Here is a 23,660-nt window from a genome sequence, read left to right on the forward strand (position 1 = left end):
TGTTGCTTTGTGTTTTGGGTTTCATACCTTACACTTGCGCCGAAAGTTATAAAAAGGGCAGTGCAAATGAAACTAAGTGACGTGAAAAAGCTTCATCAAAAGAAATTTAGAACGCAGTTCGGATTCTATTTGGTGGAAGGAGAGCACTTAGTTTTAGAGTTAATTAATGTTGCTCAGCATGACAGCAGTACATTAGGTGATATCACCCTTTATGTGACTGCTAATTATGAGGCGTGGGTGAAAGAAAGACTTGATTCTTCAGTCTCTAATATAAAGGTAGAATCGGTATCGTCTCAACAAATGCAGCAACTCAGCGATACTAAGTCACCTCAAGGTATAATTGCTCGCGTTCCACTTCCTAACACTTCGTTATGTTCAGAGCGGTCACAAACCAACATTTCAGCAACCAAATCCAGTGCCGAAAAGTACATTTATTTGTATGAAGTTCAAGACCCCGGCAACTTAGGCACCATACTAAGAACGCTAGCGTGGTTTGGCGATTTTACGCTATTACTGAGCCCTAACAGTGTGGACCCGTATAACTCGAAAGTTGTACGCTCAAGTATGGGGGCTATTTTCCATGTGAACATGGAATTAAACGTAGCGCTTGAAAGCCTAGGCGAGCGGTTCGAACGTTTCGCTTTCTTGGATATGAATGGTAGTAATATCACCTCTAACACCTTTGGTGATTATCAGTGTTATCTGTTTGGTAACGAAGCCCGTGGCGTGCCTGTTGACGCACTATCAAAGCTAAACGCAACGGCGTATACCATTGCGGGAAGTGGTAATATTGACTCGTTAAACTTAGCCAGCGCTGTGAATATCTGCGCTTATGAATTAACCCGTTAAGCACACTCCCCTCAACTCGATTACGATAGGAAACAACCATGGCATTACAATGGTTCCCAGGGCATATGCACAAGGCCCTGAAAGAAATTAAAGAGTCGCTTAATCAAGTAGACATTCTTATTGAGGTGCTTGACGCACGTATTCCGTATTCAAGTGAAAACCCTGAAATTGCAAAAATACGCGGCGATAAGCCCTGTATTAAAATTCTTAATAAGTATGATTTGGCAGACCCAGAAATTACTGCGCGCTGGCAGGAGAGCTTAGAGAAAGAGCGCGGCGTGAAGACGATAACGACCTCTAGCGATAACCCGGGCAACAGCAAGCAAATTATGCAGCTGGTGAAAAGCATTTGTTCGTATAAAGAAGGTCAGCCTAAAGCAATTAAAGCTATGATCACGGGTATACCTAACGTGGGTAAATCGACGCTAATTAATATTTTAGCCGACCGAATCATTGCTAAAACAGGCAACGAGCCAGCTGTAACGAAAAGCCAGCAGCGCATAAATTTAGGTAGCGGTATTATCTTGTTTGATACACCGGGAGTACTGTGGCCTAAGCTTGAAAACCCACATTCTATTTACCGGTTAGCTTCATCAGGTGCTGTTAAAAACACCGCCATGGAATACGACGATGTCGGTTTTTTTGCGGCAGATTACCTTATTAAAGCGTATCCAGAGGTAATGAAGGAGCGCTATAAGCTGGACGAGTTGCCAGATACTGAAATAGAGTTTCTGGAAGCCGCCGCCAAAACGCGTGGAGCAATTCAAGCGGGTGGTCGCGTAAATCTTCATAAAATATGCGAGATCCTGCTTAAAGAACTGCAGTCGGGTAAGTTGGGGCGAATAACGCTTGAGACTCCAGAAATGCTGGCGGTCGAAAAAGAAGAAATGGCACTTGAGGCGGCGAAGAAAGCTGAAGCAAAAGCCAAGCGTAAAGCAAAATTCAAAACAGGCTCGTTAACGCCTGATAAGAAAGATCGGAAAGAAAAACGAGAAGAGAAGCGCCAAGAGCAAAGCCGTAGAATGAAGAAAAATAAATGATTACTTTTGATGCTTGCGCACTCGAAGGAAGAAGCGATAGGGTTTAATAAAATACCTAAGCATTAATCAGGAAACGACGTTGGACAATATTCAGTATTTTGATAAAGCGTTGTTTGAAACGCTTAAACAGTCGGCTGAGGAAAGTCCTCGCCGACGGGCTAATTTGAACGTACATAAATCTTATTCCGACATGGTACAGCGTTTGTTTATTGCAATGATGCCTGACTCCTACGTGCGGCCTCATCGACATGTACAGCCTCATAAGTGGGAGTTCTTCATGGTGGTAGAGGGCGAGTTAGACATTCTATTTTTCAGCGACGATGGCGACGTTGAAAACAGAGTAACGTTAACGGCTCATGGAGAGACCAGCGGAATTGAGATTCCTCCTAATACCTGGCACGCAACGGTGTGTCATAGCCCAGTAGTTTTCATGGAAGTTAAACAGGGTCCATACGAAGTCACCGATGATAAAGGCTTTGCAAGCTGGTCTCCTGAAGAAGGAAACGACCAGGTTCCCAATTTTCTAGCATCACTTAAGAAAGCGGCGGTGGGTGATAGCGTAGCCTTTTAAAGGCATTTCTTGTCTAATTACGCACTCATAGCATGCTTTAGACGCTTTCCTTTTTGGAAAGTCATTGCTATTGCTTATCTACATGGTATGGTTAAGGATAAGTAACAGAAGGCCGCTGCTATATATTTTAAAAGCACCGAGGCCAATACATTTAGCTTAGTCGCGGCAAAGGGCCGATTGTACAAGCACATTGTGAAAAGAGAATTATCATGCAAAACGTTTCAACTGGTTATTTTTATAATTTTAATTACTGATTGCACCTGACCGTCGGTGTTCAGGGGCAAGTATTGGCTTCTGGGCACTGCAGGTAGAACGTTTTGCAAAAGCCCAGAAGGTATCACCATCTGGGCTTTTTTAATGCCCGTAATTCTCGGTAAAAGACAATGAAAGAAATCACACTAGGTGACATCAGAAAGCAGCACAGAGTTAAACAGGAAGTCGTAGCAATGGCGTTATCGGTCACAGCTTCTGGTGTAAGTAAGTTGGAATCAAAACGTATTCAGGACGTTTCACTTCAACGTGCAGCTGCATATTTAGCTGCGGTTGGCGGGAACATGAAAATTGAAGTAACTATGCCTGATGGCGCTACTTTACAAGTAGGGTAGTAGGGCGTGTTAATTTGTTGCTGCATAAATGCACAGCAAGGAACGACAAATCCTAGTTGTAATACCAGTCCTCATAGATAATTACCCATTCAGTGAGACTTAAAATGTTCGTAATCGCGGCGTGTTACCGAAGGTATAAATATGGCTAATCCAACCACTTCTGGGTTGGACTTGCCATGTTATTGATTACTTTTTAATACAAGTTGGCACTACGTATCCTAGTGATAGTATGCCGCGCTATTTTCTCTAAAGCGGCGTGACGTAGCAAACGTGTGTAGCCATTCGTTAAAGGAAATACCCCGCGCACTCTGCTCATTATAAAATGGGCTAGGTGAGGATACTGGGAAGGCATTATCTTCACAAAAATCGTTAAGCACCATGTGACAGGTGCCTTCACCAAGGTAAAATTGATAATTCCATGTGAAAGCTGACAGCGCATGAAGTGACGCATTAGCCTGAAGCTGCCAGCCAAGTATGTAGCCTAAATCAGATTCTGTTACACCCCATGTCGTTGGGTCTAAATTACCTCTAGAGACCTGATCAGAGATTTTAGAAAACTGAATTTGAACAATGTCGGTTCCTGTTGAATATTGCGCAAAACGGTTCCAAGGGTACTGATAAGCTAATCGCAACATCACCTGCTTATTGAGCGTTAGATGGTTAAAATTGCCAATCAGTGATTGGAAATTACGTGGTAGTGTATCTTCTATCCCCCAAGGCCCTTGATAGTTTAGTACTGTTTGCGTAAAGCCTCGGGATATAACACCAAGCGACGCATCTGCGAAGAGGGCAACCTTTGTGCGACCAAACAGTGATTGGAAGTAGGGGAAGTTGAACGTTGCACCATAACCGCCCGCACTGCTTCCACTGAGTAGCACTTTGTTGGGTGAAAAGTCATCGTTGTTCAGTTTTTCTTTAATCCACTGCATAACAACTAGCGCGTTGTCGTGACCACGGTGCTTTAAAGTAACTTCGGCACCAGGTAGACCTGTAACGATACCAAGCTCGTCAACGTACTGCGTGTCTTTTGAGCCTAAGTGTAGGTCGCCAGTACAGTAGGGAATGAAAACTTTTGACCACGTTTGAAAAGGGTTTTCTTGTGTATCTTCAAATATTCCGCCTGAAATAAATGGCGTATTTTCGATTACGGCTGATGGGTTATAAGCGGCTCGCGACATCGGGTTGTCGTCAAACTCAAGCTGCATTGACGCTAAGCAAGTGGCACTGTCCCAGCAGGCGCCGCCACCATTGAAGTAGATAAGTAGGTTATCACTTTCTCCTTGTTCGAAATAAAACGAGAATGGGTTGGATGCTAACCCCTCTGGTCCCGGTAAAGCAGGAAGAGAACATGATGGGTAAACGGTTTTTTCACCGCCGCCAGGTACTGATACCACCACCTCATTTTCAGGAGTGATTTGCTCCCATTGTGCAAAGGCATTATGGGCACAGAAACTCAGTGCCATTACAGCAAAATAGCGAAAACGTTTAGCGTAAGAATGCATAAACAATTCCTTTTGACATAGATAAACATGGTTTGAATAGTAAGTTTGATTCGGCTGTTATGAGAAAATTGAACTTCCTGAAACTTTCTCAATCGATCTCATTAGCGCGTAACTACGACAATTCATAGCGAGCGCTATACATTCATGATCGTGAATTGCGCCACGAACTGTGGCTATAGCCTACGCACTAGGTTATAGCATTTATCCACTCTGTCTAGCGTTGATGTGGCGTTTTAAAGCATTGAATAAACATATTTTTACGACTAATCGCTTTAACTAAAATACTTCTGGGTTAAAATATAGCTAAATCGATTACAAGGAGTCTTACATGGCCGTTCACGAAATTACCCACCCGCTTATTGCGCACAAACTAGGGCTTATGCGATACGCTAAAATTAGCAGCAAAGACTTTCGCGAGCTTGCCTCTGAAGTAGGGAACCTTCTGACTTATGAAGCAACGCGAACACTGCCTACGGAAAGAGCGACGATTAAAAGCTGGTCGGGGGATGAGGTAGAAGTAAGACAAATTAAAGGTAAGAAAATTACTGTTGTCCCTATTCTTCGTGCTGGCTTAGGTATGCTTGAAGGCGTACTGGAACTTATTCCAAATGCGAAGATTAGTGTAGTTGGTCTGTACCGTGATGAAGATACACTTCAGCCAGTTGCCTATTTTGACAAGGTAGTAAAAAACATAGATGAACGTACCGCACTGATTGTTGACCCAATGCTGGCAACAGGTGGTACGTTGATTGCAACAATCGATCTTCTGAAAAAGAAAGGCTGTCGAAGAATAATGGGACTATTTCTTGTTGCTGCGCCTGAAGGCATTAAAGCCGTTGTTGAAGCACACCCTGATGTTGATATCTTTACCGCCGCAATCGATGATAGATTGAATGAGAAAGGCTATATCCTACCGGGATTAGGAGATGCTGGAGACAAAATCTTTGGCACGCGCTAAGAGCGAAAATCTCTAAAAATTAAGTCATTGAGCAATTTGTTACACAACTCATCGAATTAGCGCTAAATTTCACGCGTTAAACGTTTAAGTTAATGATATAGTCAGAGGGTAGTCAGAGCGCACGCTTGCTACCCTTTTTTGTTTTTAAATCTGGGTAGTTAGTTTCGTGAAAAGAGCTAAAAATAATGAATAAAACAAAACTTACCCTAAAAGACGTTGCTGAACAGTTGGGCGTTTCAACGGCAACCATTTCAAATGCATTTAACCGCCCAGACCAATTATCAAAAGCGAAGCGCGAAGAGATTTTAGCGCAGTGCAAAAAGATTGGTTACAGCGGCCCCAATAAAGCAGCACAGATCCTCAGAAAGGGCACATCAAATATTGTGGCTTTAGTATTAGCCGACAGCATTTCATATATGGTGAGTGACCCCGTCGCGAGTACTTTTATTAAAGGTGTTTCTTCTGCGCTTCAAGAAAATGGCAAGCATTTGTTACTGTACGCGGGCGACTCTGACAGCATTCTTGATGTTGTAGATTTTGTTGATGGTTTTATCTGTTACGGACAACCGCGCAACAGCAACTTGGTAGCGGAGTTGGCAGTGTCGCCAAAACCTGTGGTCACCGTTGACTTTGATATCGAAGACAAGCCATCTATTAATATTGATAACGAAGAGGCGGCCTATCGCGTTGCGTCTCATGCGTTAAATGAAGGTGACAATGTGGCAATCTTTGGGCTTCGCCTGATTGACTCGCCTTCTACATGTCGTATTTACGATAGTCCGTTGATTGACGTAGACAGCTCAATTGCTCACCGTCGACTAGATGGTTATTTAAGGGCCGCTGAAGAAAAGAACATCACGGTAAGCAATGAGCGTATTTGGCACCTTCCAGAAAGTGACAGACACTTTGCAAGACAGGCTGCCAAAGAAGTACTGACCAGCTCTCCAAGACCTAATGTGGTTTTGTGTATGAGTGACATTATAGCCCTTGAGCTACTTCACTTAGCCTTGGATATGAATATTAAGGTACCGGAAGAGCTGAAAATTACAGGGTTTGATGGAATTGGGGAAGCCGAGCGTGCGCGCCCGCGTCTTACTACAGTTTGCCAATCCAGCAGTGGCAAAGGCGTAGAAGCAACAAAAGCACTGCTTAATCAAGTAACAGCAAAGAGTACGCTGCCTTTTGAATTGCAAGTCGGCGAGACGGTATAGGCTGAGCCAAGAGGTTCAGCCCGCGTTAAATAAGGTAGATTGCTTATCAAAGTTTAACGAGCAGCGATTGAAAAATGCGGCAAGTTTCTTTTCTTCAAAAAGATCGCCGCTTTCCTTCAAAGAAGCGGGCTGATTGAGTGCCGGTGGCGGGTATACACCATAGCCAGACAACAAACAGTGCCACGACGTAGTGCTGAAATGTCGACCAATACCTTGGCGCTTTATTTCCGCAACAATATCCCCTTTTCTGTACCACACATCAAGTAAACTAAGCAGTGATTCGGACAGCTTCATGTTAGCTCTGTTGTCTCTCCAATAGTCACTGTCGTTGCGCCCGTTTAGCTTGTAATGACACACGATATAATCTCGGACGCGTTCAAAGCGCTCTGAAACTTCCCGATTAAACGCCTGTCTCTGTTGAGCACTTGTTTCGTTGAACGAATAGTTGTCCGCGAAAAGCTCGATGCTCGTTTGAACTAGGTGTAGTGCGGTTGCTTCTAAAGGTTCAATAAACCCTTGCGACAAGCCTAGTGCAAGACAATTCTTCTCCCAGTGCCTTTCACATTGACCTACACGCATAGATAAATGCTTTGCTTCAACGTCGGTATTTTCCATCCCCAATGCGCGTCGCAATTCACATTCTGCAGCGTCTTTCTCTTGGTACTCCTGGCTATACACATACCCGTTTCCCGTGCGGTTGCGAAGCGGTATCTGCCAACGCCAACCGTTCGACATGGCAACCGATTCAGTTTCAACCGGTAAATTAGCGCATGCTGGTGTAGGCAACACAACGGCCGAGTCATTGAATAGGTTGTCACTAAAGTCCCTAAACGGTACGCCTAGCGTCTTTTGTAAAAGGAGCCCCGAAAAACCCGTGCAATCTATGAACAGGTCTCCATCAAGTTTTTGTCCGTCTTGACAGACGAGATGTGAAATGTCGCCAGATGGTGAGGTATGCACCGATTCAATATTACCAACAACGTGATATACGCCTTTTGATTTAGCGCGCTCGCGTAAAAATCGTCCAAGTTTTAGAGAGTCAAAGTGGTAGCCGTATTCTATATCGAATGGAAAATTATGTGAGGGAAGAGGGGCAAGGTTTTTCTTTGCCAAATACCCAGCCATAAGAAACTTATCAGGTCGAGTTTCAACATCGAGGCCCAGTCTTCTGGTTAAGGCGTTAACGTGAAATGCCCGTTCACTAAAAACATCTAACTGGCTAATAAAGGGGTGAGAATAGCTGTGTGAATCATTGCCATTCCAGCCCGTGAACTTGATATTAACTTTATACGTTGCTTGGCACTCTTCCATCCAATCATACTCAGGAATATCAAGAGTTTGAAAGAAACGCTTGAGAGTAGGTGTCGAGCCTTCGCCTACGCCTATAGTGCCAATGTCTTCTGATTCTATGAGTGTGATGGTCACAGCTTGATTAGCCCAGCGGTGAGCTAAAAGGTTGGCAGCCATCCAACCTGCTGTGCCGCCTCCAGCAATAACAATTCGGTGTGGTGTTGTCATTAAAGGCTCTGCAATAAAAGAAGGGTGAAATTAAACAGTATCAGAGTTGCGCATTACTGCCACACTTTACATGGCAGTAATGCAAGGCACGTATCCACTATCTAAAGGTGCGTGCCATTATTTTCGTGCGTTCAAAAGGGATGGTCCCTTTTAATAGAACGAATAGTTGAGGTTTAGCATATAAGAAGGACCAAACTCGCGGCGGAGCGTAACAATGCCCGCATCATCAATGGTTTCTTCTTTCTCATCAGTCAGGTTTACGCCTTGTAACGACACTCTTAGCCCTTCCAAGTACTCAATTCCGCTATCTGCAAAATCGTAGCTAATTTGAGCATCGACTTGGGTAACGGCGTTACGAGTTGCAGGCTCAATTTTGTTTGAACCTCCACGCTGATACGTAAGGAACTCAGAACGATCGGTTGCCGCAACCCTAATCTCAAAGCCGTTCATCTCATAGTACGCTGTAATGCTGTACGTATTGTCTGATTGGCCTGGAATGGCTGTTCCATCTTCAAGCTCCGCATCTAGGATTGTCGCAGAAGCGGCAATACCAAATCCATCCAGAGAGTCAGTGAGCATTCTCAAAGGAACATTGGCCGTTAGCTCAACCCCTTTCATTTCACCTTTTAGGCCATCTTCGAAGAATGAATAGAAGCCCTGGTCTGGCGGAGTTACTAAATCGCCCACTTCGTAAGGCGTGTCTTGCGGGCCGTAGTTACCCGCAACGTCCACTATCCTGTCATGGAATCCAGGGATGAAGTAGTTAGCACCGTCATTGGTCACGTCGTTCGTGAAATCAATAAGCTGGTTACCGTCGCGGGTCCAATTAACCAAATCTTTATAGAAAAGCGCAATTGAGACATAACCTTCTTCATCGAAGTAGTTTTCAAATGAAATGTCAAAGTTGTTGGCTTCTAACGGACGAAGGGTTGGGTTACCTGTAAATTTAGACCAAGGCGACCCGAACTCTCTCACCGCTGCCTCAGAATTTTCTGTGGCAATCAGTTCAATATTTTGATCAAACTTAACAAAGCCCGATGCTTTCATTTGGTCGATACGTGCTCGACTAATGGTTTTCGATGCCGCAAAACGCAAATAGCGATTCTCATTAAGTTCGACACTTACGTTCAGGCTAGGGAGGAAGTGAGAGTAATCATCGCCATCGGTAATAATACAGTCCGCATCAACCACTTCGTTGCCATCGTCGTCACACACGGCAAAGTTCGGGCCTACAATACCAATGAAACCCGTTGAGCTTTGGTCCGTTTGTACATATTGTGCACCCACGTTACCTTTTACATTGAAACCTTGAACTTCAGTCTCAAAGTCTAGCTGGGCGTATAATGTAGTTACTTCTTCATCAATGGTGTAGGTATCACCTAAACGATCAGGCTCTAGAAGCCCTGCATCATTAAGCGTATATTCACCATCGTTGTAAGGGGCAAAGCCGTCGTAGGCTACAACGTAACCCATGCCAGCCCAGGTTAAGTCAGCTAAGCCGTTGTACAGATACTGCTCAGGGATCGCTTCAGAAAATGGATAAGATGAAGCGGTTGCGAAGAAACCTTTGTTATCTTTTGCTTTGTATCGGTCGCTATAGTTTACGCCGGCCGTAAAAGTGTTGAAGATTCCCCAATCTACATAACCAACTGCCTCAAAACGTATTGTGGTCAACTCTTCTTCAAAATCAGCAAAGTTCAGGAAGCCGTCTTGGGCGTTGAAATAGCTGTAAGGTTGACCATTTGCCTGTAAAACATCGGTGGTAAACTGATCGGCAATGTTAGCCATACCGCCCCCCCAAACTTGAGGACCCGCAAGCTGTAACATGGTGGGATCAGAGAATGCATCAAGGCCGCTACTGCCGGTAAAGTAAATACCATCAGTGCTCATTTCGAATTGACGTGAACCTAATTGCCCTTCGCCGAGCGCACCAGAACGCGCTAAACCAGCGTATGATTCACCACGCAAGTCACGTTTGTTCGACTCACTGTCTGCCACATCTAAAGTAAGAGACCACTCATCGGTTATGTCGTATTTGATATTTAAACCGAAGGTTTGAAGCTCGCCATCTTTTTGCGCGGGATCTGTACGCAGTACTGGATTCGCGTTAACTTGCGTGCCCGAGTTGTTAATGCCTGTACCACTTACATTTGCCGCAGCGAAGGGTTCGATGAAACCGCGAATCACACCTGAGTCGGAATAATCAATATCTAGCGCATCAAAAACAATGTCTAGTCTATCGGTGGGACGCCATTGAAGAATGGCTGAAATCGTGTCGCGTTCTAGCACGCGGCTAATGGCCTGAGTGTCTAAACCAAACGGAAGCACCTGACCATCGTCATTCTCACCATATCCCCAAACACCGTATTTTCTCTCGTTTCTGGGGGACTCCGTTGATGCAATGGCAAGTGCGAGACCTACCGTGTCATCTGCAAACTTTTCTACAAAGGAAAGAGCAAAACGGTTGCCGCTATTGTCGAACTCTGGATTATCTGAATCGTTGCCACCAAGTTCGTAGACCCCAGTGACGGTAAGGGTTTCCTGGGCTGCTAGAGGACGTACTGTTTGCAAGTCTACTGTACCGCCAATACCTTGGACAATAAGCGAAGCGTCAGAGGTTTTGTAAATTGTGGCACCTGTCATGATTTCAGCAGGGTATAAGTCGTACTCTACGCCACGGTTATCGCCAATACCGATAAGCTCTCGTCCGTTCAGCGAGGTGCCGGTAAAGTCTTCTTTGAAGCCACGTACCGAAATACCAGACGTTCGTCCGCCTACGCGCTCACCTGATAGGCCTGGCAAGCGGGCAAGTGATTCTGCGATTGAAGAGTCTGGAAGCTTACCAATGTCTTCTGCGGAAATGGCCTCAACAATGGAATCGTTGTCCATTTTCACCGCTTGGGCGCGCATCAAAGAGCCTCGAATACCCGAAACTTGAATAATTTCTACTTGTTCGTCGTCTGGTGTGTCTTGTGCTACTACTGAACCGCTGTTAAGGGCGGCGGTAATAGAAATAGCGATTAACGCAGGTTTAAACGTACTGGTGTGCTTCATGAGTCATACCTTGCTGAGTGTGTTAAACAAAGGTTTTATTATTTACAACGCTTTAACAATAGTAGTTGTTTTACTCATACGCAAGTGTTTTCTTAATTGTTTAAGAAAGGTGTTTGCAAATACAGGTAATAATCGGCTATTTGTGGCTAGCAAGAATGCTTAATGCTTTTTCTTGCTACCTCTAGATAGTACCGAGAAAGTTTGGATAACGCCGATTGAAATCTGGCAAAGAGCTGAAGGGGGAGTGGCAAATTTTTTAGAGAATGAGAAGCGGACAATAAATGCTATAGCCCGCAACAGATATGAGGTTCAGAGACCGCTTATTTTAGTTAGGTTACTTGACGTTGGGATTTAGTCCCAAACCAGTTCTTTAAAGTGCTTGCGACACATTGATTCATAGGTGTCGTTGCCGCCAATTTGTACTTGATCACCATTTTTTACAGCATTGCCATTTTCGTCTAAACGCACCACGAAACTTGCTTTTTTACCGCAATGGCAAACGGTTTTTAGTTCAGATAGTTTATCTGCCCAAGCCAGCAAATAATGACTGCCTTCAAAGGTTTCACCTAAAAAGTCGGTACGCAGGCCGTAGGCTAGTACCGGCACATCAAGTTCATCAACTACGTCCACTAGCTGCTTTACTTGTGCCTTTGTTAAGAACTGTGCTTCGTCAATAAAAATGCAGTCGGGCTTTAACGCTTCGCAGTCTTTGCTTATTGAGGCAAACAAGTCATCGCCTTTTGCGTATAGCTTGGCATCTGCTTGTAAGCCGATACGAGAAGTGACTTTCCCAACGCCGTATCGATCATCAAGCGCTGCGGTATAAATCACTGAATGCATACCGCGTTCACGGTAGTTATAAGCTGATTGGAGGAGTGATGTAGACTTCCCTGCGTTCATTGCAGAGTAATAAAAATAAAGTTGAGCCATGGTTATTAGTAGTTTTCGTTATACCAAGAAATAAGGTCGTTGGCGTTCATTGGTCTAGCGAAGTAAAAGCCTTGCAAATAGTCGGTTCCAAGCTGCGACAAATGTTGCCTTTGCTGCTCAGTTTCGATGCCCTCTGCAATGGTTTTACAGCCAAACTCTTTAGCCATTAAAAGTGTTGCTCTTATTATGGTATCACTCTCTTCAGAGCTATTCTGTATAAAAGAGCGGTCAATTTTAATAAAATTGAATGGCATAGATTGAAGACGGTTTAAAGATGAATAACCTGTACCAAAGTCATCAATTGATATTTTGACATCACGGGCTACAAGTTCGCTCACTCGTTTAGTCACTAGATCTTTATCAATAGCGAATACGCTTTCAGTTATTTCTAGGTAGAGGCGTTCTGGTGAAATTTTAGTTGTGCTGAGGGCATTGTCTAAAACTTTAAAGAAGCTATCATCGAGCAGTTGCGCGACTGATACATTTATCGACATTGCGAGACCGGGTTTGAACCGCCAATGTGAAAGGTCGATAAGCGCTCTATTTAATACCCACGCACCTATTTCTGGCATTAGCCCGCTGCGCTCTGCAAGGGGGATAAATACCGCAGGAGAGATATTTTCTCCGTCGCAGTTCCACCGTAAAAGCGCTTCTACTGACGACAAGGAGTTTGTCGTGACGTCAATGATAGGTTGATAAAAAACAGTAAACTCACTATTTTCAATGGCTAATCTTAAGCGTTCACAAAGGCGCTGCTCTCGCTTTATTTCGTTGTGCAACGTTTCGTTAAATACGCCAATAGAGCCTCTTTGCTTACGCTTTTGATCATACATAGTCAGGTCGGCCTGTTGAATTAAATCAACAGCGCTGTCGCCATGAACGGGGAACATAGCGATGCCGATAGTGGCGTCTAACGTTACCTGATTGTCGTTCGCAATAATGGGTATAGTGACGCCACTGCGCATAGCGTGTGCTACGGCCTTTGCGGTATCAACATTAGCATAAGGAATTACGGCGACGAATTCGTCTCCTCCCCATCTTCCTAGGTGATTTTCTTCCGTATAGTTACGAAGTCTGTTGGCAATTTCGGCAAGGACAATATCGCCGACTTTATGTCCTAAACTGTCGTTAACTTGCTTGAATCCGTCTAAGTCGATAAATAAAAGGGCGAGCGAGTTATCAAGGGCACGTGTAGTGTCTATCAAATTGTTGAGATGCTTGAGAAAGCCATTGCGATTAAGCAAATTTGTCAGTGGATCTCTGTTAGACAACCGATATAAATCCGCCGTTCTTCTTTCCACTTCCGCTTCAAGGTTGGCGTTAGATGCATCGAGCTTTTCGTTTGAAGCTATGAGTAGTTTGTTTACTTTAACTGTTTCACTACGTTCAATACGCATCTGTTCCATCAAACTATTATTCTTAGCTTTAAGGTGTAACGTACTGATGAAAAAGCGATGGTAGCGAAAAGCACTGGCGAAAATACCAAACCAGAAAACCAAGCCAAGCACACCTAAAATAAAAAATTTCCCGCTAGCATCTATTAACGCACATAACGACATAGGTACAAGAAGAGCAGTAGAGTAGAATCCGACGAGTTTCATGTTCGGAGACAGGACGGTTCCAGCTCCTCCGGACATAGCGGCGAGTACAACCATAGTCGCTGCTAGTTCGACAGTTGTCATGGATGAATAGAAAAGCACTGAATAAAGCGCCCAAATACAACCCGTAACATAGAGACCGGTCGAAAACCGAATCAAAGCAGGGCGCGGGTTATAAGCTTTTCCTGCCAAATTAGTGCGCCAATATAATGCATCAATTAGCCTCAGAAGTGAGACGCACACCATTACTCCCCAAATCTGTAGTTTATTTGCAAATGTTGAAGGGGAGTCGCTTTCAAAGAAAAATACCAGGCCAGAAAAGGCAAATATCGTCATCAAGAAGCCGACAAAGCTATTGCCAATTAGCATGTCGGTTGTGTCTCGTTCTATTTCAGTTTGTGATATCGATTCTTGATACGTGTTCAAACGGATAAAGCCTTAATTACATTGTGATTCAAATTTAATGCATTACTTCAAAAGCAAATTTAGTCGTACAGAGTAGCGGGAAGCGTACAAACTTAAGTGCACTAAATGATTGTAGTATAGGCTAAATATAATACATATGACGGGGGCATTTTAAAATTCGACTAAAGCAACCCGCTTTTAGTCTATCTATGTTTTTCACAGTTCGTTCTAAATACCTGAAAGTGTAGTGTTCTTAATCGATATTGCTTTTAATTTCTTATCTGCGATGTGAACCGCTAAATATAGCTAAAACTTTAGTATACAAAAGTTGAATAAGGCGCTGCGCAAGAGTAAAAACTTTTCACAGGATGTTTACAATGTTGTTCCTTTGTTATAAATTCTTAATCGATTAAGTTTAAATTGTGCTACCGCCTCCCTACGTTAAAGGGGCAGAGGCTACCTTGGATTTAACAAATTCAACACATTGTCGGAGAAAAAATGAACAAAAATCACACACTCAACGCTTTGACCCTAGCGATTTGCGCCGCTTTTTCGGGCTCGGTTATCGCGCAGGAATCATCAACAGCTGATGCTGACGCAAAGTCGAAAGAAAAATTCGAACAGATTGTGGTTACCGCTGCACCGGGTGGTGCAACGATGCAAGAAGCTAGTGTTTCTGTAAGTGCATTCGACGAAGACGATATTCTTAAACTAGCTCCTCGTTCTACCGCTGAGGTATTTCGCGCGTTACCCGGTATTCGTGCCGAGTCTTCAGGCGGTGGCGGTAACGCAAATATTACTATTCGCGGTATTCCACTTGCGACGGGTGGTTCTAAATTCTTGCAAATCCATGAAGACGGTTTACCTGTTTTAGAATATGGTGATATTAACTTTGGCAATGCCGATAACTTTTTACGCTACGACTGGTCAGTAGCGAATGTGGAAGCAGTACGCGGTGGTTCAGCGTCAACATTCGCAAGTAACTCGCCAGGCGGTGTTATTAACTTGATCAGTAACACGGGCGAAGTAGGTGGCGGTGCCATTGGAACGTCATTTGGCGTCGATTACGAAGAGTTTCGTTTAGATTTTCGCTATGGCGGTGAAATTAGCGACGACCTTTACTACCACATTGCTGGCTTTGCCCGTGGTGGAGAGGGCCCGCGAGAAACGGGATACAATGGCGACCAAGGCGGTCAGGTTAAGTTCAATATCACTAAGATGCTAGATAACGGTCACATCCGTTTCTTCTATAAAAACCTTGATGACAAAGTATCAACATACCTTCCTTCTCCGGTATTGGTGAAAGGCGATGGTGAATATGGCCCAGTACCTGGTTACGATGCTAGCTCACAGGCATTAAACTCAGCTTACAACACAAACATTTCTACTTTTGACAGCTATGGTAACCCAGAGAATCGCGACGTTCGCGATGGCATCGAATCAAAAGTAAACTCATTTGGCGTTGAAGTTGACCTCGAAGTGGCTGAAAACTTGTTCTTATTAAACAAGTTCCGTATTTCAGATATCTCAGGTGGTTTTATTGCTCCATTTACTGATGGATTTCCAGCGGGCCCTGGCGATGTATCGAATTTCGCTTCTGCACTTTGTGCCGGCGCTACTGACGGTGACGGAAACGCGCTGAATTGCGACAGCACAAGTGTTGTGCTCGCGAACGGACCTGGCGCTGGTGAAGTGTACACAGGACAAGCATTTACAAACCTTCAGTTCGACACAAGAATCAACGATCTGGGTAACATGATCAACGATTTCAGCTTGCGTAAAGAATTTGATAACGGTATCGACCTCACAGTAGGTTATTACTACTCAAACCAGGACATCGCCACAAGCTGGTCAAGCTGGCAGACATTTATTCAGACCCTAGATGGTGACAATTCACAGCTTCTAACAATTACAGATGGCGATGGCGTGGAACTTGTTTCAAACGGTTTATTGTCACCAAGCTTCCTTTCGTGGGAGTGGGACTTAAACTATGTAACAAAAGCGCCGTACATGAACGTTGGTTTTGAATTGTCAGATAACATTCTTGTTGATGCATCGGTACGTCATGACACGACCGAAGCTTCAGGTGAACTCATCAGCTCATGTTGCGGCGGAAATGCTGACTTCGACCTAAACGGTAACGGAACTATTGAGCAAATTGAAGATGCTTCAGCAATCAACAGCGGCTTCATTAGCGGTGGTGTTATCAACTTAAATCGCGCCGGTGCGTCTTCTCAGATTGTTGACTACAGTGCGAATAATACGTCTTATTCAATCGGTGGTTCGTACCTACTAAGCGACAGTCAGACATTCTTTGCCCGTTACTCAAAAGGTGGCCGTGCTATTGCCGATCGTTTACTGCAGATTGGCGGTACACTGAATACAGACGGCAGCTTAACAAGCACAACATCGGGTTACGATACAACGAAGCAATTCGAGGTAGGTTACAAGTACGGTACGAAAGACCTCATGGTTAACGCAACCTTGTTTGATACTGTTACTGAAGATACGCAAGCAGAGGTAACCAGTGGTTTAACCTTTATGCGCGAATATGAAGCAACAGGTTTAGAGCTTGAAGGCCGCTGGACAGCAACTGATAATTTCGTGCTATCCGGTAACTTAACGTGGACAGACGCTGAAATCAGTAAAGACGTAAACAACCCTGCACTTGAAGGAAATACTCCACGCCGCCAAGCAGATTGGATTTGGACTATTACCCCTGAGTACGTTACAGATACATGGTCTGTTGGTGCCTCACTACAAGGCTCGACAGAGTACTATGTTCAGGACAATAACGACCTTAAACAAGAGGGTTATAACCTTGTAAACTTGTTTGCCACTTATTGGGTGAACGACCAATTTTCTGTGTCGCTTAATGTGAATAACGCCACTGATGAATTTATCATCACTGAGTCAGAAGAAGGTTCAGCAGAAGTTGGTAGCTACATCAGAGCACGTCCATTGAACGGCCGTACTACAGTACTGTCGCTTAAATATATGTTCGACTAACGAGCAAGTATCTAGTGCAAAGGTACTAGTTATTGTTCAATTAACGCCCGCAATTGATGCGGGCGTTTTTTATTTATTCACTCTCTGCGGTTTTGAGTAGTTGAAGCTGCTTGGCGATTGCTGCAGAAAGTTGGTCAATTAAATGGCTATGTTTCTTATGAATAACGTGTACCAATTCGTGTTCCACTAGAGGTATATACTCAATTCCAGATTGTTCGAAAATGGCTTCTTCAGAATAGTCACTCGGTAAAATAGCGTAGTCAAATCGCCCGTTGAGCAGTAAATTTATGACGTGGTGAAAGTCATCAAATTCAAAGATGTTGGCATTTAACTCGCCAGGTTTGGCGTGCATATTGAAGAAAAATCGGGTAGTGACGGCTATTGCCTTATCTGGTTGTTGAATTATGCTTTTATTGCACTCAGCTCCCCGTATACACAATAGAAATGATGCGCCATGAGACAGTGCTGGAGGAACAATTACAATGTTATTGTCAGGCTGAGACACTACGTCATAGCGAATAATATCTGCATCTGTCATTCCTTCATCCAAAAGCCGTAAGCCTCTTTCCCCACCCACTTTTTCGAATGTAACCTCAATGCCGATATCTTGATACGCACGTGCTATTAAGGGTTTATAGAAGCTACTTACTCGAGGATGAGTTAGTTCTCCAATGACGAAGTTAGTATCATCGTGCTGGGCACTGGCGTTTGAATTGAATAGCAGCGACGAGATAAAGAGAATAAAAAATGTTGAAATGGTTTGAATGCCAATAAAGCGCATCGTTTTCACTTTACAAATCCTTGTTTAAGAAAACCACGATAAGCTAAGGGTAGAGTACGAACGAAACAATAGAAAGGTAATTTAACGGGCAAATAAAAAGCCCCATCTCAAGGATGGGGCTTCGTTAATCAAGTTACTGCAATTATGACAGTTTACGCAGCGTTTTGACCGCCATCAATCGCTTTAAGCGTTTGAGACGCTGGAACAAGTTCCATATCGAACGTGTATTCGTCTACACGAACTGCTAGCTTGCGCTTTTCGTTATAGTCGTGAAGCTTAGCGGCTTCATCAGCCGTTACTACGCCTTTTTCTTGAAGCTTGTTAAGTGCATGTTCAAAAGAAATGAACGGCACTACAGGCTCTTTGCGAAGTGCTTTTTGCACTTTGCCAAGAAGGTGCGCTACCGCGTGCTTCGCTTTAAACGCTTGCTCGTTAATGTCATTGCCGTCTCCCGGCGTAACGCGAACAAGGTGAGTAAGCTGCTCTTTCACGCTGTTATCTTGCATAGACGCAATAGAAAGCTCACGCACTAGGTCGTCGCTAATACCCGCAACACTATTGGTGTAGGTGTTCGTAAGAAGACGCATTAAGCCACGTGTCGCCGTATTCGGGAAATTGTTGATAAAGTTAACAATTGCCTGATCAGCTTGTTGTAAAGACCACTGCATCGCGTATTCGAAATACGGTAGTGCAAGTTTTCTGTCTTCAATGCGCTGCTCGTAGAAACGAATTGCTGCCATTGCACCGTATAGGTAGCTCATTACGTCACCTAGACGTGCTGATAAAAGCTCAGCTTTCTTCAGGTCACCGCCTAACACAGCAAGTGACAAGTCAGCAAGTGGTGCTAGTTTTGCAGAGATGCTGTTAACACGCTTCTCATACTTGCGAACTTCCGGTAAAGCAGACTCGCTCTCGCGTAGGAAAGGAAGGTAGCCTTTACCTAGGCTGCGGAATGCATTTTTAACGCTGAAGCCAACAGTCTTACGAAGTACCTTGTTGAACTCTGCATCCGCAGAGCTTTCGTTGCTGTGGATTAGGTCAACCATGTCTTTAAGGTAAGGGTGACAACGCATTGCACCTTGGCCAAAGATCATCAGGTTACGGGTAAGAATGTTTGCACCTTCTACCGTAATAGCAATAGGAAGCGCAGCATAGCCGCCCGCTAACGTATTCTGAGGACCGCGTTGAATCGCTTTACCTGCCTGGATGTCCATAGCAGAGTTCATCACATCACGACCTAGTTCAGTCATGTGATACTTAGCAATAGCGGTGACTACTGATGGCTTCACGCCTAGGCCTAGACCTTCAGTTGTAAGAACACGCATAGCCTCAAGTAAGAAAGTCTTACCCGCAATGTCAGCCATTTTCTCTTGAATACCTTCAAAACGACCAATTGGAAGACCGAATTGCTCACGTACGAAAGAATATTCAACCGTGCCTTTAAATGCAGATTGTGCAGTCGCTACGCCCATCGCTGGAAGTGAAATACCACGACCTGCACCTAGACAGCTAACTAGCATCTGCCAACCACGACCAATGTTCTTTTGACCACCAATGATGAAGTCCATAGGAATGAACACATCTTGACCACGAGTAGTACCGTTGTAGAAGCGTACACCCATTGGGTCGTGACGGTTACCAAGTTCAACACCTGGGTGAGACTTAGGTAGAAGGGCACAGGTAATGCCAAGCTCTAGTTTGTCGCCAAGTAGTTGGTCTGGATCGAATACTTTAAACGCAAGACCTAGTACGGTCGCAATTGGTGCAAGTGTAATGTAGCGCTTGTCCCAGCTTACACGTAAACCAAGCACTTCTTCGCCGTTGAATTCGCCTTTAGTCACGATAGCCGCGTCAGGAATAGCACCTGCGTCAGAACCTGCTTCAGGGCTGGTTAGCGCAAAGCACGGAATATCGCGACCATCTGCTAGACGAGGTAGCCAGTAATCTTGCTGCTCGGTCGTACCGTAGTGCATAAGAAGCTCGCCTGGACCTAATGAGTTAGGAACCATTACGGTTACCGCAATTGCACCACTTTTCGCTGCGATAGTGGCAACGATAGTAGAGTTTGCATACGGGCTGAACTCAAGACCACCAAATTTCTTTGGAATGATCATAGAGAAGAAGCGGTTCTTACCTAGGAAGTCTAAAACGTCCTGAGGAATGTGCTTGCCGTTGCCTAATTCAAAATCATCGATCATGTTCAGCAACTCGGTTACTGGACCGTCCATGAATGCTTGTTCTTCTGCGCTCAGTTTTGCCTGAGGGATATCGCGTAGCGCCTGCATGTCAGGCTTACCCTGATAAATAGAAGATTCAATCCACACATCGCCTGCATCTAAGGCTTCTTGCTCTGTGATTGAAATTGGGGGTAATACTTTCTTTAAGCTAGTTCTGATACTCATAATAACTCATCCGCTCATCTGACCAGTTGTTTAGGTTAATACTACACCTAATTTAAAAAAGATCAAATTTTGTAAAAATTATCAAATAATCATGTGGTTATATAAACTATCTGCGTCTTTTGTATACGAAAGTGTGATGCAAGGGATTAACATTGCTGATATTTAATGGTCAAAAAACGCTCTGCTTGTTGTGTCACCTTGATGTAGAAACACTATACCTGCGGTAACACGCCGCGATTACGAACATTTTACCTCTCGCTGTGTGGGTAATTATCTATACGGACTGGTATAGAACCCGCTTTTTCGTGCAGCTGTCCGTTAACTGTATTCATCTAAACTCTGTTTGTTCGTTTTAATCAGAGGCATTGTCTTTTATAGTGAGCGCTCTTTAACATGGAGAAGTAATTAAAATGCGCCGTCTTTCATCATTTTTCGCTAAGTTCCTTATTGGAAGTGCAGCTTTAACAAGCTTGGGTTTTTCTGGACTAGCATCAGCCAACGGATATGCAGTGGCAAATATTGGCTTTGGCAACGTAGATACTGAAATAGATAATGAGTCTGATATTAGCTATTCAGCTGCTTTAGGCTATCAATTTCACCGTCAGTGGTATGTAGAAGGTGGCTATATCTCTTTTATTGATACAGATAACGACGAACAATCAATCTCATCTAAAGGCCCTTATTTGGCGTTACTAGGTAAAGCGAGTAGCCAGAAAGGTGAGCTGTATTATAAATTAGGCGTGGCAAGCGTTGACATCGAGCACGCGTCGATAGATAGCTCTACCTGTGGCCCAGAAGCCGCTGTGTGTGGATACGATGACACAATTATCGCAGGATTAGCTGGGCTAGGCTTCGATTACTACTTAGGCTTACAGTCGATGGTACGCGTGGAATACACCTACTTTGGTGGCAAAGATGATTTTTCTGCGCATATTGTAAATTTAGGTTTTCGCTACAACTTTTAGGTTGTAGTTATTAACTCGCATAGTCGTTTTAAATATAGGCTCTAGATAAATCCAAAAATCGTTTGATTGTGTAAAAATAGATAAATTCTCAACAATGGATTTACAATGAAAAACGAATTAGACAGCAAGTTCTTGCTTCAGGTTTTCGACAAGATCCGCCAGCATGGCGCGAAAGAAGATGAACAGTATAAGCTTAATGGGATTACTGCGTTTACAGATCACGATGGCTATACGCTTTACATTGAAGACGTTAATGTGAAGCTGCAGTTCGGCTTTCACAATCAATACCATTTTGACTATGACTCAAAAGAGCAATATGAATCGTTTGAGAAAAAGTTGAAGCAAATCGATAAAGAATATTAGTGACCTGATTTCAGTTTGTATTGCTAACAAGCAATATATTTCTTAAGCAGAGAAAGCAAGTATGGGCTCTCTCTGCTTAAGTGCTTCTATTAATCGCAAGAGCACTGTGGGCTGTCTGTCTCAATTAGCCCCACCAAAAACCTTCTGCTACAATGCCGCCCACTTCGTTTCAAAGGATACAGACATTGGCGGCGGCAATTAAAGCTCCTAAATTTAAACTAGCATTTTTAGGCCCTAAGTTTTGGCCTGTATGGTTAGGTGTTTTCGTTCTTTATACAATTACATGGTTGCCTTTACCCGTGATACGCGCTATCGGTGGCGGTACCGGTAAACTTATCGCATTAATTGTTCCTAAACGGGCAAAAGTCGCAAAGCGTAACTTGACGCTCTGGAACCCTACACTTTCCGCCAGTGAAGTAGAGGCGCTTTACAAAGAAAATGTGCGGCGTACAGGCATGGCACTATTTGAAACTGCTATGGGGTGGTGGTGGCCTAGCTGGCGCGTAAAACGAGCCATTGAGATTGAAGGCACTGAGCATGTTGAAGCGGCCCTTGCAAATGGCAAAGGTGTATTTGGTATGGCACTTCACAATATGAATCTGGAATTTGCCTGTAGAGGTATTGGCTTCTTCCGTCCAAGCATCGCGTTTTATCGCAAACACAACAACCCTCTCGTTGATTACCTTCAGTATCATGGGCGAAACCGCTCGAACAAATACATGATTGATAAACGCAACGCAAAAGCCTTACTTGCTGCACTTGACGATAAAGAACTTTGTTTGTATTTGCCCGACCAGGATTATGGCCCGAAACAAAGTATCTTTGTGCCATTCGGTGGGGTGAAAGATACCGCGACAACTACAGCAACGCTGATGTTTATTCGACGTAGTCACTCTGAGCCAATGATCATCACGTCACAGTACACCAAACGCGGTTACAAAATTAAAATCTATCCACCGCTTTCTCAGTTAGGCGATATGGAAGACGCTGAAGCACTAACATTACTGAATCAACATGTAGACGCTGCGGTTAAAGAACAGCCAGAAAGCTATTTGTGGATGCACAAGCGATTTAAAACCAGACCGGAAGGTAACCCTGAATCGCTGTATAAATCACTATAGCTGTGTATGAATAAACACCTAGCGATGAAAATTAGATAAATAGAATAATAGGCTTTCCGTTCGAAGGTAGACTAAAATAGAAGAATTATGCTTAAGTTCATACACATAGCATAAGCTGATTTTCGATTAAAAGTGGCTACACATTGGTAAGGTATGGGACAGACAAGTTACTCAAGTTCATCGTTTTGGGCAAAGCAAATTGGCATAGCTGCAGTGCTTGTGATCATTGCTGGCGTACTCATTTACATGCTTCAAACACAGGACCAAGAGCCTGTTCCTCAAGGGCAAGCGGAAGAAAAGTCTGTATCACGTGGGTTAAGTGAGTTCTATCGAGATTTCCGTATGTCTGCCACTGACCCAGCAGAAGAGGAGCAGGGAGACTTTGTACTGGATATTGCGGGCGTTGATCCAAATTTAGACAACAAGCTTGCACAAATGTCTAGCCAAACACGTCCGGTTGAAAAGAATTGGACCGGCGAACATAAATACCGCACGTTCCAGGAAGGGAACACACTGCGCGAAGCTATTTCGCAATATGCTCAAGCTGAAGGCATGCAGGTGATATGGAACCTGGAGCAAGACTTTGTTATTAAGCACCAGTTTCAATTGGACAACACGGTTGCAGGATCGCTTGCTAAAATTGCCAGTGCCATAGACAGTAGTTTTGAAGGGCAAGTAAAAGCATATTTATGTGCAGAGCAACGCTCGCTGGTGGTGACTGCCCAAGAAACAGAATTTCTCACCACCAACTGTCGTTTGGTTAGAGGTTAAGCTTCAT

Annotated in this window: 18 protein-coding genes; 11 read left to right on the plus strand and 7 right to left on the minus strand. The window is 44.0% G+C overall.

All coding sequences use genetic code 11. The features are described from left to right. The first annotated feature begins 66 nt into the window (after positions 1-66). The 4 genes from F0261_RS04000 to F0261_RS04015 all read left to right on the plus strand — a co-directional run bounded on the left by F0261_RS04000 (position 67) and on the right by F0261_RS04015 (position 3,065). Entirely contained in the window at positions 67-849 is a 783-nt protein-coding gene (locus tag F0261_RS04000; protein ID WP_171337279.1) for an RNA methyltransferase, read from the plus strand. A gap of 38 nt (positions 850-887) precedes the next feature. Then, a complete protein-coding gene (ylqF, locus tag F0261_RS04005; RefSeq protein WP_171337280.1) occupies positions 888-1,889 on the plus strand; it encodes a ribosome biogenesis GTPase YlqF in 1,002 nt (333 codons plus the stop codon). Positions 1,890-1,968: 79 nt separating this feature from the next. After that, positions 1,969-2,460 carry a WbuC family cupin fold metalloprotein gene (locus F0261_RS04010; RefSeq protein ID WP_171337281.1) on the plus strand — a complete coding sequence of 164 codons (492 nt, stop codon included), beginning with the start codon at positions 1,969-1,971 and terminating at the stop codon, positions 2,458-2,460. A gap of 383 nt (positions 2,461-2,843) precedes the next feature. Next, complete coding sequence (locus F0261_RS04015; RefSeq protein WP_014950268.1) at positions 2,844-3,065, plus strand: XRE family transcriptional regulator; 222 nt, start codon at positions 2,844-2,846, stop codon at positions 3,063-3,065. Between the two features lie 218 nt (positions 3,066-3,283). Here the strand turns inward: F0261_RS04015 and F0261_RS04020 are convergent, their stop codons facing one another. Next, positions 3,284-4,567 (minus strand): pectin acetylesterase-family hydrolase, encoded by a 1,284-nt coding sequence (locus F0261_RS04020; protein WP_014979902.1) that lies wholly within the window; start codon positions 4,565-4,567, stop codon positions 3,284-3,286. 328 nt (positions 4,568-4,895) lie between these two features. Between F0261_RS04020 and upp the strand changes: the two genes are divergently transcribed. Together upp and F0261_RS04030 are read left to right on the plus strand one after the other, a co-directional pair. Next, entirely contained in the window at positions 4,896-5,525 is a 630-nt protein-coding gene (upp, locus tag F0261_RS04025) for a uracil phosphoribosyltransferase (protein ID WP_014950265.1), read from the plus strand. 185 nt (positions 5,526-5,710) lie between these two features. Beyond that, complete coding sequence (locus F0261_RS04030) at positions 5,711-6,736, plus strand: LacI family DNA-binding transcriptional regulator (RefSeq protein WP_014950264.1); 1,026 nt, start codon at positions 5,711-5,713, stop codon at positions 6,734-6,736. 15 nt (positions 6,737-6,751) lie between these two features. Here the strand turns inward: F0261_RS04030 and F0261_RS04035 are convergent, their stop codons facing one another. The 4 genes from F0261_RS04035 to F0261_RS04050 all read right to left on the minus strand — a co-directional run bounded on the left by F0261_RS04035 (position 6,752) and on the right by F0261_RS04050 (position 14,262). Beyond that, positions 6,752-8,254: a tryptophan halogenase family protein gene (locus F0261_RS04035; RefSeq protein WP_171337282.1), complete on the minus strand. Its 1,503-nt coding sequence runs from the start codon at positions 8,252-8,254 to the stop codon at positions 6,752-6,754. Positions 8,255-8,404: 150 nt separating this feature from the next. Continuing rightward, positions 8,405-11,308, minus strand: coding sequence for a TonB-dependent receptor (locus F0261_RS04040; protein ID WP_049587165.1), 2,904 nt, complete (start codon positions 11,306-11,308; stop codon positions 8,405-8,407). 351 nt (positions 11,309-11,659) lie between these two features. After that, a complete protein-coding gene (locus F0261_RS04045; protein ID WP_014950261.1) occupies positions 11,660-12,238 on the minus strand; it encodes a thymidine kinase in 579 nt (192 codons plus the stop codon). Between the two features lie 5 nt (positions 12,239-12,243). Next, positions 12,244-14,262 (minus strand): bifunctional diguanylate cyclase/phosphodiesterase, encoded by a 2,019-nt coding sequence (locus F0261_RS04050; RefSeq protein WP_171337283.1) that lies wholly within the window; start codon positions 14,260-14,262, stop codon positions 12,244-12,246. A gap of 477 nt (positions 14,263-14,739) precedes the next feature. Between F0261_RS04050 and F0261_RS04055 the strand changes: the two genes are divergently transcribed. Continuing rightward, positions 14,740-17,250 (plus strand): TonB-dependent receptor, encoded by a 2,511-nt coding sequence (locus tag F0261_RS04055; RefSeq protein WP_171337284.1) that lies wholly within the window; start codon positions 14,740-14,742, stop codon positions 17,248-17,250. Positions 17,251-17,323: 73 nt separating this feature from the next. Here the strand turns inward: F0261_RS04055 and F0261_RS04060 are convergent, their stop codons facing one another. Together F0261_RS04060 and F0261_RS04065 are read right to left on the minus strand one after the other, a co-directional pair. After that, positions 17,324-18,031, minus strand: coding sequence for a hypothetical protein (locus F0261_RS04060; RefSeq protein ID WP_216600713.1), 708 nt, complete (start codon positions 18,029-18,031; stop codon positions 17,324-17,326). A gap of 152 nt (positions 18,032-18,183) precedes the next feature. Further along, positions 18,184-20,433 (minus strand): acyl-CoA dehydrogenase, encoded by a 2,250-nt coding sequence (locus F0261_RS04065; protein ID WP_014950257.1) that lies wholly within the window; start codon positions 20,431-20,433, stop codon positions 18,184-18,186. 410 nt (positions 20,434-20,843) lie between these two features. On the opposite strand from F0261_RS04065, the gene F0261_RS04070 reads away from it, so the two are divergent. From F0261_RS04070 to F0261_RS04085, 4 genes are all read left to right on the plus strand, one after another. Next, the gene (locus F0261_RS04070) at positions 20,844-21,398 is read left to right on the plus strand and encodes an outer membrane protein (protein WP_014950256.1); all 555 of its coding nucleotides are present in this window, start codon (positions 20,844-20,846) and stop codon (positions 21,396-21,398) included. A 105-nt stretch (positions 21,399-21,503) separates the two neighbouring features. Next, positions 21,504-21,761, plus strand: a complete 258-nt coding sequence (locus F0261_RS04075) for a DUF3081 domain-containing protein (RefSeq protein ID WP_014950255.1) — start codon at positions 21,504-21,506, stop codon at positions 21,759-21,761. Between the two features lie 185 nt (positions 21,762-21,946). Then, positions 21,947-22,882, plus strand: coding sequence for an LpxL/LpxP family Kdo(2)-lipid IV(A) lauroyl/palmitoleoyl acyltransferase (lpxL, locus tag F0261_RS04080; protein WP_014950254.1), 936 nt, complete (start codon positions 21,947-21,949; stop codon positions 22,880-22,882). Positions 22,883-23,035: 153 nt separating this feature from the next. Further along, positions 23,036-23,653, plus strand: coding sequence for a TcpQ domain-containing protein (locus F0261_RS04085; protein WP_014950253.1), 618 nt, complete (start codon positions 23,036-23,038; stop codon positions 23,651-23,653). Positions 23,654-23,660 lie beyond the last annotated feature (7 nt).

The sequence above is a fragment of the Alteromonas sp. 07-89-2 genome, from assembly GCF_013113925.1.
GTDB classification, from domain to species: Bacteria; Pseudomonadota; Gammaproteobacteria; order Enterobacterales; family Alteromonadaceae; genus Alteromonas; species Alteromonas macleodii.

Coding starts and splice junctions, on each gene's coding strand:
- F0261_RS04000 (WP_171337279.1), top strand. CDS start 67: ATGAAACTAAGTGACGTGAAAAAGCTTCATCAAAAGAAATTTAGAACG.
- ylqF (WP_171337280.1), top strand. CDS start 888: ATGGCATTACAATGGTTCCCAGGGCATATGCACAAGGCCCTGAAAGAA.
- F0261_RS04015 (WP_014950268.1), top strand. CDS start 2,844: ATGAAAGAAATCACACTAGGTGACATCAGAAAGCAGCACAGAGTTAAA.
- F0261_RS04020 (WP_014979902.1), bottom strand. CDS start 4,567: ATGCATTCTTACGCTAAACGTTTTCGCTATTTTGCTGTAATGGCACTG.
- upp (WP_014950265.1), top strand. CDS start 4,896: ATGGCCGTTCACGAAATTACCCACCCGCTTATTGCGCACAAACTAGGG.
- F0261_RS04030 (WP_014950264.1), top strand. CDS start 5,711: ATGAATAAAACAAAACTTACCCTAAAAGACGTTGCTGAACAGTTGGGC.
- F0261_RS04035 (WP_171337282.1), bottom strand. CDS start 8,254: ATGACAACACCACACCGAATTGTTATTGCTGGAGGCGGCACAGCAGGT.
- F0261_RS04040 (WP_049587165.1), bottom strand. CDS start 11,308: ATGAAGCACACCAGTACGTTTAAACCTGCGTTAATCGCTATTTCTATT.
- F0261_RS04045 (WP_014950261.1), bottom strand. CDS start 12,238: ATGGCTCAACTTTATTTTTATTACTCTGCAATGAACGCAGGGAAGTCT.
- F0261_RS04055 (WP_171337284.1), top strand. CDS start 14,740: ATGAACAAAAATCACACACTCAACGCTTTGACCCTAGCGATTTGCGCC.
- F0261_RS04060 (WP_216600713.1), bottom strand. CDS start 18,031: ATGCGCTTTATTGGCATTCAAACCATTTCAACATTTTTTATTCTCTTT.
- F0261_RS04065 (WP_014950257.1), bottom strand. CDS start 20,433: ATGAGTATCAGAACTAGCTTAAAGAAAGTATTACCCCCAATTTCAATC.
- F0261_RS04070 (WP_014950256.1), top strand. CDS start 20,844: ATGCGCCGTCTTTCATCATTTTTCGCTAAGTTCCTTATTGGAAGTGCA.
- F0261_RS04075 (WP_014950255.1), top strand. CDS start 21,504: ATGAAAAACGAATTAGACAGCAAGTTCTTGCTTCAGGTTTTCGACAAG.
- F0261_RS04085 (WP_014950253.1), top strand. CDS start 23,036: ATGGGACAGACAAGTTACTCAAGTTCATCGTTTTGGGCAAAGCAAATT.